The organism is Paenibacillus tarimensis (assembly GCF_021532315.1).
GTDB lineage: Bacteria > Bacillota > Bacilli > Paenibacillales > Paenibacillaceae > Paenibacillus_I > Paenibacillus_I tarimensis.
In genome coordinates this window covers 1-7,473 of sequence record NZ_JAKGAO010000016.1, presented here as the reverse complement: position 1 = coordinate 7,473, position 7,473 = coordinate 1, and the positions used below count along the sequence as shown (strand labels likewise).

The window sequence follows — 7,473 nt, the reverse complement described above, 5'->3', positions numbered from 1 at the left end:
ATCAGTATATCTGACCTGGAGCTCAAGATTGCGGGGATTGAAAATAGGCTGACCGCCTTCATTCCGGCTTTGTTTGATCTGATTAAGGACAAGGACAAGCCGCTTGATATCCGGCAGCTGCTGGTGATGGCGGGAAGTTTCGTGACAACGATTGGGGAGCTGACGATCCGGCAGATACAGCTGCTGGTGAAGACGGTCACGACACCGCTGCCCATTGACGAGGACATGCTGGAGGCGTTAAATAGAGAGCAGTACCTGTATCTCGTGCGGCTGTCGATGAAGGAGGGCCCGGAGGGAGACTGGGCAAGGCAGCAACTGATCGAAGCGCGGGCCTTGCTGGACCGCTTGCGGATCGCCTATATCGGCATTGGTGAGAAAACAGCAGCCATGGATATGATGAGCCTGTATGCAGCGCTCAGCAACACAGCCGGTCTGCTGCAGCAGCTGAACAGCATGGGACTTCTGCCGGAGAAGGAAGTGTTCACGCCAGAGGAGCTGGCGGCCAAGTACGATTATGATGACAAGCGTAAAGGTATGGTCGTCATCAACGGGTATGGTGAGGTCATTTCTGTTAACCAAGAAAACCTGGACGAGCTGCTAAGAAGATATAAGGCTGAACGATGGGGCAATCTCAATCCGGCTAAAGTGTATGACCCGCGTTTCAATAGGAATATTAAAGATTTTTTGGACTATGCGATCTCGCTAGGGTATGATCCGCGGACCTTCGAATACGTAGGGGCGGATATTAAGGACGATCCGTTCGCTAAAGCGTTTGTCGCCAGCCAGCAGGGGGTGAGTGACAAGCATAGTGAAGAGGCCAAGAAGCTTCAGGATGATTTGATCGGATATATTTCAACAGGGCTTGATAATATACCGGGAGTAGGGAACTTTAAATCGGCTATTGAGCTCTTGGCAGGAAAGACGATGGCTGGTGATGAGTTATCGAACGGCGATAAGGTGCTGGCAGGGCTAGGAATAGGCTTGCCATGGCTCCGCAGGACCGAAGATTTCGTCAGCGGCGTCGCCAAGAATGGTGAAGAGGTTGCTGGACTTGCAAGGACCCCCAATATCACCAAAAAACATGATGAGATCTCACATGACGGGTATTATGGTAGAAAGGAATTCCGAACAAGGATAAACAATGCAAACTACACCTCTCATGGTAATAAGCATCTTAAAGCCAGAACTCCTGAAGAGGCCCAAAAGTTTAGCGAAACAGGAAAAAGAAATGCTCAATATCTACCTGATATAAATAATAAGGCAATAGAGAAGGAAGCCCTTCAAAGAGGTCATATTATTGATAATGGCAACAATAATTATTATTTTATCTACGATACAGGTAAGGTTGTTGGTTATGATAATGGCCAACCTACCACTTGGATTAGAGCGGAGCTTACGAGCGGAAATGTATATCATGGGCATCCTATAGCTGGAGACCGGCTGGACAAATATTTGAAACGCATTAAATAATATATAACAGAGGGATTCATATGAGAAAACATATTAAACTAAATATTCCAGAGCTAAATATTCATCCATTGAGGATCACCGAAGGGTGGAGCGTGAAGTATAATAATTTTTGGCAAATAGATCCTAAAAGTTTAGAGCATGACGATGACAGGTGGTTCATGTTTACTGAAAGCCTTTTACAACTGTATCACGAAAAATCGTCTACTATATTAGATCTGGGCTGGAATCCCGATCTTTCTCCGGAAGGCAGCTATTTAGTTTTGATTGTTAAAAACATGGACTGGGACAACCCGATCTATGAATTTGAATCTGATGATTATAACAAGATCATTCAATTTATTGAATTGCAATTAAAGACAATCACTGCTGCACTTTAATATTTATTACAGTATGGGGCTTTTGCCGATGTTTAGAAAGGATTAAACGTCTCGAGTGTTCGTAACTAAGGCAAGGTTTTTGTTTTGTCCTACATACCAAGATCGAAACTTGGTGCTAAAAATGCATACATGTAAAGACTAATCACAATAAGGGAGGGGAAGTTAATCTGTTTACCACTCCCAATATTTTGTTCCGTTCGTCGAAACGAATCTGTACAACCAAGTGTCAAAGTTGCAATGCAAGTTGCGGCCCTCGTAATCAAGAGGGGCTGTACATATATTCTCATAAACGTATTCATCATCACCATCTGCAACCCTCTTTAAGTCTATATAGATGTAGCTTTGCAGAATATAAGCAATTTTCAATAAATGATCTTCCTCCTCCTCATCTTTAAAATGAAGAGACTTATAGATCTCTGTTATTGAATATAACTCATTTTCTCCTCCATACAAATGATGTTCAAACAGACGACATCCATTGCAGCTTTCGAGAAAATTCCTATAATCTAATGGCAGCTTATAACCAATATCTGCTTCCAGTTCATTGATCTCAGAGACAGTTGCAGGTGGATTGAAAAAGCATTTATGCTCTTCGAACTCACCATCTGGATTTATGAGATAAAAGGAGTTCTTGTTAATTAGCAACCTACTCTTAAGACCTTCGATAACTTTGTTCACTTATAATCCTCCGTAATTAAATTGGTAAACGAGGGACAACCGTAGACAGTTGTCCTTCGCAAGCGACCAAGGGTTAACAATTTGCTGATGAAAATTCTTGGGAAGAGGTATCAAAATATCGAAAACATTTGTACCACCAAAATTTCGTGGCCTGATGTGGTGGAATTCAGTAAAATACCTGTCCCAATTCTATCCTTTATTTGAATAAATTTCACTAATATCTTTCGATAAACTTTCCCCTATCAAAGAGATCTTCTATACGTAAGGAGCATGATGCGCCTAACTGATTTGATCCATCAAGCAAAATAAGACCCCCTGCTGCTGGCGGCTACATCTGTATCACGAGGACCATCTGGCAGGATGGTCTTCTTTGCATTTCCGGCGCTGCTGAGCGCCGCTTTTATCCAACAGCTAACGTAAGATTTTATCCCCGGTTAACACTCCTCTAATGTTCCGCAAATACGACCCCCGTATAGTGGGAAGCGTACAAGGTCCATTACAAAATCATTACTTACCATTCTATATAATTGGGTAGAGATGATGAGAAAACCCAAGCATGGCATGCCGCTCGTACGGCTGTTATGTTTGGGTTTTTATTATTTTTTGGCAGGGGGGATTGCATGCTTCATATTCGTTTGCGCTTAACCCGGGCGTCAGTCCTGCGGCTGACCGTCTGGACCGTTCTTGTGCTGCTTATGGCCTCATGCGCATCCTCAAGTGCACAGCCGGAGTTCTTTGGTCAGGACGATGGCCGGGACATGCTGTCTGTCCGGTACTTCTATCTGGAGGCGGAAGAGAAGTCGGGGGATGCGATCCTGATCACGGCTCCTGACGGCCGGCGTCTGCTAATTGATGCGGGCGTTCCTGGAGCGGGTCCGCAGCTTGATGAGATGCTCCGGAAGATCGGAGTCGAGAAGCTGGACGCTGTTGTCAGTACCCACCCTCATATCGATCACATCGGCGGGCTGACGACGCTGCTTCGCACCATGCCGGTCGATGCGTATTATCACAACGGAATTCCCCATACGACGGAGACGTACCGCAAAGTCCAAGCTGCACTGAAGGACAAGGGGATTCCTGAGGAGGCGGTTGGCGAGGGGGATGTCATTGAGTGGTCGCCGGAGGTGACGATTGAGGTGCTGAACCCCCCTGCGGGTACGTCGCCGGACAAGTTCGAAGTATGGGGAACCGAGGAGCTTAATAATCATTCACTGACGCTGCTCGTGACATACGGTGATATCCGGATGCTGTTCCCGGCTGACATTTACAAGTCGCAGGAATATGACCTGGTGGACAAATACGGGGAACGGCTTCAGGCTGATCTGCTTCATGCGCCGCATCACGGCGACGATACTTCATCCTCTCCCGCATTCGTCCGTGCTGTTCAGCCGAAGTACGTCGTGATGAGCGCTAACCATTTTCAAAGCCTGGACATCATGAAGCGTTATGAGAGACGGGGAGCGGAGGTCTACGTAACCGGGCTGAATGGCCATCTGCTGTTTCTGACGGACGGGACTGAGCTGCATGCGGTTCCCGAGAGAGCGGAGCGCTCTCTTGCGCAGGACTCGCCATAAGAAGGAGGTAGCCGCGCTGGGTGGAGATATGGAGAAAACCCGGCTGGCGGCAGCGAATTAACGGAGGTGCAGGCTTATCGCTTAACGGTTCTTGTGTGGGAATGTCATGGGAATGTCACTGTTGGTCTGGCTCAAGCATTTATCCCGTCTGGGAATAATCTTGAAAGGGGCTTTGTATAGCATATGAAGATGAAAAAATGGATGACCGCAGTACTGGCAGGCACGATGGCGATCGGTATCACGGCATGCGCAGGATCGAACAACACAGGTGTAGAGCCGGCGGCGATGGAAGCATTGAAGGAGGACACGACACCGATTACCATCCAGTACTGGCACGCGCATGCGGAAGCGCAGCTGGAAGGGCTGAATTACATGATCGGCGAGTTCTCGAAGAAATATCCGCATATTACGGTGGAGCCGGTCTTCCAGGGAGCTTATTCGGAGCTGCATAAGAAGCTTCAAGCGGCAGTAGCCGCAGACGATGTGCCGGCGGTGACGAATGTTGAAGTCGCTTCCCTGCCGAACTTTGCGGACAGCGGCGTATTCGAAGAGCTGACGCCTTGGATTGAGCGCGACCAGGTGCAGCTGGACGATTTTTCGCAGGGGATGCTCGGCGCCTATGCGTATAACGGCAAGCAGTACGGCTTCCCGCTCATCGTCAGCACCAGCGTCTTTGTCTATAACAAAACGATGCTGGACAAGCTCGGCGTGAAGCCGCCGCAGACGTGGGAAGAGATCGACGCGTTCAATCAAGCGGTAACCAAGAAGGGCGAGAACGGGATGCCGACGTATGCCTTCTCGGTGCCGGGCTGGGATACCTGGTACTACGATCCGTGGATGATCAACGGCGGCGGCCAAATTCTGACCGATGACATGTCCGCTTCAGCAGTTGAGACAGAGGCGTCGCTGCGCTATATCGAGAACTTCAAGCGCTGGAAGGACGAAGGCCATCTGCATATCGGCTACGGAAAAGGCGCTTCCGACAACATGCGCCAGATGTTCCTGGGCGGCGAGATCGCGATGGTGGAGCACACCTCGGCCCTGCTGAAGATGTACCAGGAGAACGCGGACTTTGAAGTTGGCGTATCGTTCCTGCCGGGCGATGAGAAGCGCACCTCCAACATCGGCGGCGCGGGCATTGTCATGATGGCGGGCGCGGAAGACGCGGAGAAGGAGGCGGCATGGAAATTCATTGAGTTCATGACGTCTGCCGAGCATAACATTAAGTGGGCGGAATCGGTCGGCTATCTGCCGACGCGCAAATCCGCGATTGACTCAGACGAGGGCGCGCAGTATTTCGAAAGATGGCCGCAGTACCGCGCGGTATACGAGCATTTTGACAACGTGACCCCTCGCATGCAGCATCCGGCCTATCCGGAGTTCAGTACGGTCTATAAGGAAGTTGTGGGCGAAATGGCGCTGAACAACGCCGATCCGGTACCGCTGATGAAGGAAGCGGCGGGTAAAATCAACGACATTCTTGCGGATTACGAGTGAGTTCTCCGATGGAGATGCAGAACAATGTAACGAAAGCGGCGTCCTTGCGGGCGCCTGCTTCCGTCCGCCGGAAGATATCGAATGTGACCAAGGAGAAGTGGAAGGACTTCCTGTTCGCGCTGCCTGCTTTGGCTTTTCTGGGCGCGTTCCTGTACTACCCGCTGGGGTACTCGGTGTATATCAGTTTCACCAACTGGAATATGACAAGGCCGAATGTGAAGTTCGTCGGCTTGGACAATTATACGCGGCTGCTGACGAACGATGACTTCTATAATTCGCTGAAAATAACACTTCAGTACACGGTCATGGACGTTGTGTTTACGCTGGCGGCCGGACTGCTGCTTGCGCTGCTGATGAACGTGACCTCATCACGGCTCTTTGCGGTTCTGCGCGGAATCGTATTCATGCCGTATTACATTTCGATGATCATCGCCGCTATGGTGTTCACCTGGATTTACAATAGCCAGTACGGGCTGCTTAACCGCATTATGATAGGGCTCGGGCTGGAGCCGGTAGACTGGCTGATTAATACAAGTACAGTGCTGCCTGCGCTTGTGGCGGTGTCGGTATGGAAGGGCGCCGGCTTTGCGATGATCTTGTTCATTGCCGGGATGCGGGGCATTCCCGCTGAATATTACGAGGCGGCGTCCATTGACGGCGCGAGCCGGATCTCACTGTTCCGCCACATCACGCTGCCGCTGCTGTCACCCATGACGCTGTTCCTCGTCATTACGACGTTTATTTCATCGATGCAGGTGTTCCAGTCCATTGACGTGATGACGAACGGAGGTCCTCTGCAGTCGACCAACGCAATTGTGTACTGGATCTATACGATGGCTTTCGGAGAGTTCCGGACGGGCAGGGCATCCGCTCTGGTCATGATTCTGTTCGTGATCATCTTGCTGCTCACGCTGCTGCAGTGGTTCATCAGCAGGAAGAAGGTGCACTATGAGGGATAACCGGATGGCCGGACAGCGGTATTACCGTTCAATCACCGCTCTGCGGATCGTACTGGCGCTGGCCGTTGCGGCGGTCATGTTCTTTCCAGTATACTGGCTGCTTATCAGTTCTCTGAAGACACAGGCGGAGATGCGGCTTGCGGTCCCGACCTTCTGGCCGGAGACGTTCGCCTGGGACAATTACGCGGAGGCGTTCAGCGTCATTCCGTATGCCCGCTTCTTTGGCAACACCCTGCTGATGTCCATTGGCTTGATCGTTCTGCAGCTGAACATCGCCTTAATGGCGGCGTACGCCTTTGCCAAGGGGAGATTTTGGGGCAGGGAGCTGCTCTTCTTCCTCGTGCTGGCGGCCTTGATCGTACCCGACCAAGTGACCTTCGTCCCGGTATACGTCATGATGGCGAAGCTGGGGTGGCTGGATACATTCCTGGCGCTCATCGTGCCTCACGGCGCATCAGCGTTTGGCATCTTCCTGCTGCGGCAGGCATTCAAGTCGCTGAACAATGACGTGCTCGAAGCCGCCCGGGTGGACGGGGCCGGAAGATTCTCCATCCTGTACAGGCTGCTGCTGCCGATGGCGCTGCCCACCGTCGTGACGCTAGGGGTACTGGTCTTTATCAGCTCCTGGAACTCGTACTTCTGGCCGCTCATTATGACGAACTCGAACGATATGCGTGTCCTGACAGTCGGCATTGCGATGCTGCGCGATTCGATCGCGGGCAACGAGGCGATGTACTTCCATGTCATCATGGCGTCCTGCGTAATGGCGATTATTCCAATCGTGCTGATCTTTACGGTCATGCAGCGTCATATCGTAACAGCTATGGCAAACTCCACGTTTAAATAATGGATCGATTATGAGACAGCCATGCGCATACAGCGCTGGTTGTCTTTTTGCTTTTGGGCCTTGTCCCCGCC

7 protein-coding genes are annotated in these 7,473 nt (G+C 50.6%); 6 read left to right on the top strand and 1 reads right to left on the bottom strand.

Translation table 11 applies throughout. The features are described 5' to 3' along the window. Together L1N82_RS17625 and L1N82_RS17620 are read left to right on the top strand one after the other, a co-directional pair. Positions 1-1,470, top strand: a 1,470-nt coding sequence (locus tag L1N82_RS17625) for a pre-toxin TG domain-containing protein (RefSeq protein WP_235288779.1), incomplete at its 5' end; no start/stop codon positions are given. 20 nt (positions 1,471-1,490) lie between these two features. Next, entirely contained in the window at positions 1,491-1,847 is a 357-nt protein-coding gene (locus L1N82_RS17620; protein WP_235288778.1) for a hypothetical protein, read from the top strand. 171 nt (positions 1,848-2,018) lie between these two features. Here the strand turns inward: L1N82_RS17620 and L1N82_RS17615 are convergent, their stop codons facing one another. Further along, a complete protein-coding gene (locus tag L1N82_RS17615; RefSeq protein WP_235288777.1) occupies positions 2,019-2,525 on the bottom strand; it encodes an SMI1/KNR4 family protein in 507 nt (168 codons plus the stop codon). A gap of 620 nt (positions 2,526-3,145) precedes the next feature. Between L1N82_RS17615 and L1N82_RS17610 the strand changes: the two genes are divergently transcribed. From L1N82_RS17610 to L1N82_RS17595, 4 genes are all read left to right on the top strand, one after another. Beyond that, entirely contained in the window at positions 3,146-4,099 is a 954-nt protein-coding gene (locus L1N82_RS17610; RefSeq protein ID WP_235288776.1) for a ComEC/Rec2 family competence protein, read from the top strand. 183 nt (positions 4,100-4,282) lie between these two features. Beyond that, a complete protein-coding gene (locus L1N82_RS17605) occupies positions 4,283-5,596 on the top strand; it encodes an ABC transporter substrate-binding protein (RefSeq protein WP_235288775.1) in 1,314 nt (437 codons plus the stop codon). An 8-nt stretch (positions 5,597-5,604) separates the two neighbouring features. Next, a complete protein-coding gene (locus tag L1N82_RS17600; protein ID WP_235288774.1) occupies positions 5,605-6,555 on the top strand; it encodes a carbohydrate ABC transporter permease in 951 nt (316 codons plus the stop codon). After that, positions 6,545-7,402 carry a carbohydrate ABC transporter permease gene (locus L1N82_RS17595; RefSeq protein WP_235288773.1) on the top strand — a complete coding sequence of 286 codons (858 nt, stop codon included), beginning with the start codon at positions 6,545-6,547 and terminating at the stop codon, positions 7,400-7,402. Before L1N82_RS17600 ends, L1N82_RS17595 begins: the two co-directional genes overlap by 11 nt. Positions 7,403-7,473 lie beyond the last annotated feature (71 nt).

Coding starts and splice junctions, on each gene's coding strand:
- L1N82_RS17620 (WP_235288778.1), top strand. CDS start 1,491: ATGAGAAAACATATTAAACTAAATATTCCAGAGCTAAATATTCATCCA.
- L1N82_RS17610 (WP_235288776.1), top strand. CDS start 3,146: ATGCTTCATATTCGTTTGCGCTTAACCCGGGCGTCAGTCCTGCGGCTG.
- L1N82_RS17605 (WP_235288775.1), top strand. CDS start 4,283: ATGAAGATGAAAAAATGGATGACCGCAGTACTGGCAGGCACGATGGCG.
- L1N82_RS17600 (WP_235288774.1), top strand. CDS start 5,605: ATGGAGATGCAGAACAATGTAACGAAAGCGGCGTCCTTGCGGGCGCCT.
- L1N82_RS17595 (WP_235288773.1), top strand. CDS start 6,545: ATGAGGGATAACCGGATGGCCGGACAGCGGTATTACCGTTCAATCACC.